Origin of the sequence: Microcoleus sp. S13_C5 (assembly GCF_036700845.1) — a bacterium.
Taxonomy (GTDB): Bacteria; Cyanobacteriota; Cyanobacteriia; order Cyanobacteriales; family Microcoleaceae; genus Microcoleus.
This window is the reverse complement of the sequence record NZ_JAUBPR010000265.1, coordinates 1-1940: the sequence shown is the minus strand read 5'-3', so window position 1 is coordinate 1940 and position 1940 is coordinate 1. Positions and strand designations below refer to the sequence as shown.

2 pseudogenes are annotated in these 1940 nt (G+C 36.6%); both read right to left on the bottom strand.

What is annotated here, in order from left to right:
* A pseudogene (locus QUA04_RS30140) lies at window positions 1–912 on the bottom strand (IS630 family transposase); the annotation flags it as partial.
* Between the two features lie 59 nt (window positions 913–971).
* Window positions 972–1857, bottom strand: a pseudogene (locus QUA04_RS29465) (IS630 family transposase); the annotation flags it as partial.
* Window positions 1858–1940: the final 83 nt, after the last annotated feature.

Sequence of the window (1940 nt, the reverse complement as noted above, 5' to 3'; positions counted from 1 at the left end):
AAATGAAGGTTAGGCATTTCTGTTTCAATTATTTTCAGGTACTCTTCTTTCTTGTGAAAACTAGCATTATCAAGGATAATCACTATTTTTGCTCCTTTTTCCGCAAATTCTGAGGCTTGATTACCTGCTGATACCCATTCATTAATTAGCTCTTCATAAAACAGTTTTAGCACTTGATAAAAATTATATGAATTGCATTTTTTTAGGAACTCTACCCACCTTTTTTTATCAGAATTTCTCACTCCTCCCATTACATTAACTCTGCCTTTTCTTCGGTCTCCTCTGACCTTTCTGCGGTTGCCTTTTTTACACCAGTTCTTTCTTCTGGTGACTCTTAAACTAAATCCACTCTCGTCCCAAAACCATACCTGTAATTGTTCGGGAGTTTCTTTTTCTATTTTTAAATATTCTGCTATTTTTATTTTAAACGCTGTTCTTTTTTCCGGATTTCTCTTGGACTCCAGGCTATACTTAGCCCAGATGTAAACATACTTTTTTTGCTTTAATATCCTCCGAACTTGTCCTCGACTTAATTTTATTCCTGTGGATTATTCTAAGTATGTTGCTAATCTCTGCGCTGTTCATCCTCCAAAATCATATCCTAATTCTTGAGGCTCTTTTTCTATAGTTTCTAATAATATATCTATATATTTATCTGTGGCTTTTTTGTGATTTCCTTTCATCCTCTCATCTATTAGACTTTCTAGATTGTCTGGGTCTCCCTTCACACACTCTTTTAGATACTTTGTTGACTGAGCAACCCAAAAAATCAGCGATTTTAGATTGTGTTTTGCCGTCATTGAGCAATAATAAAATTAGAATTCTTTCTCTGATATTTGCCTTTTCTTCCTCTCTTAAGGCTTTTTGTAGTTTCTCTATTTGTTGGGGATTGAGATGGTTTTTAGCTGGCATTTTTGTAGAGATTGACTAAACTCATTTTTTATTATACCCTATTTAAAGGCACAACAGCTTATACAAGTTAAAGGCCATTCATCCTTCTCCTTACCGAGATTAATTTCTTCTAGATAAGCTTTCATCTCTTTATATCTGTGATAGCTAGCTCCATCCCAAATAATCAAATGTCGCGCTGCCGGATTTAAAGATTGTAAATCCTTGAGGAAAGCAACCGTATTTTTGGAATTTGCACTCGCATATTCTCGCAGAACAAACTGTTTTCTTAAAAGATTTATTGCGCCATAATAAGTTTGTTTTTCTCTTTCATTCACTAGCGGTATTTCTATCGTCTCATTGCGCTTTCCCCAAAGATAACCACAGACATCTCCCCTCTTGAGATGGCACTCATCAATTAAATACACCACCAGCGTTCCCGACTCTATAGCTTCCCGGTGCTTTTCCAGATTTTTACAAATTTCTTCATGCTTTTTTTTGACCAGTTCTTCATCCCGTTTGGGGTTCTTTTTTTGAGACGTTTTCCAGCTAATTCCGGCTGACTTAAAGAGTTGATAGTAGCTGGTTTTAGATTGAAACTCACTCTGATACCGCTCGGCTATATAGTTTTCTAGGGCGGATAAATCGAGCGTGGTTTTGATTGGTTAACCATTGGATAATTTCCTCTCGTTCTTCTGGCTTAAGTTGTCCCTGGGAACCTTGATGTTTTAAGCGCAATCCTTCAATTCCCTGCAACGCATAATTGATTTTCCACTTGCTGATAAAGGGAGATGATACTCCTAAAATAGTTTGAATGGTTTCTCGGCAGATACCTTCCATTAGCATGCGGACAGCTACGGCTCTTTTTAGTTCTCTTGGGTCGGGATTACTGGCAATAAAACTTTCTAGTTCTAATAAAGCTTGGACTTCATGCTCTCCGAATTTTTCTGACGATTTATTGGGTGACATTTCGACTCCTATAGCAATCCTAAATGATTTTCTATATCGAGAGCAATCCTAAATGATTTTCTGTGTGTAAGTATATTGACGTA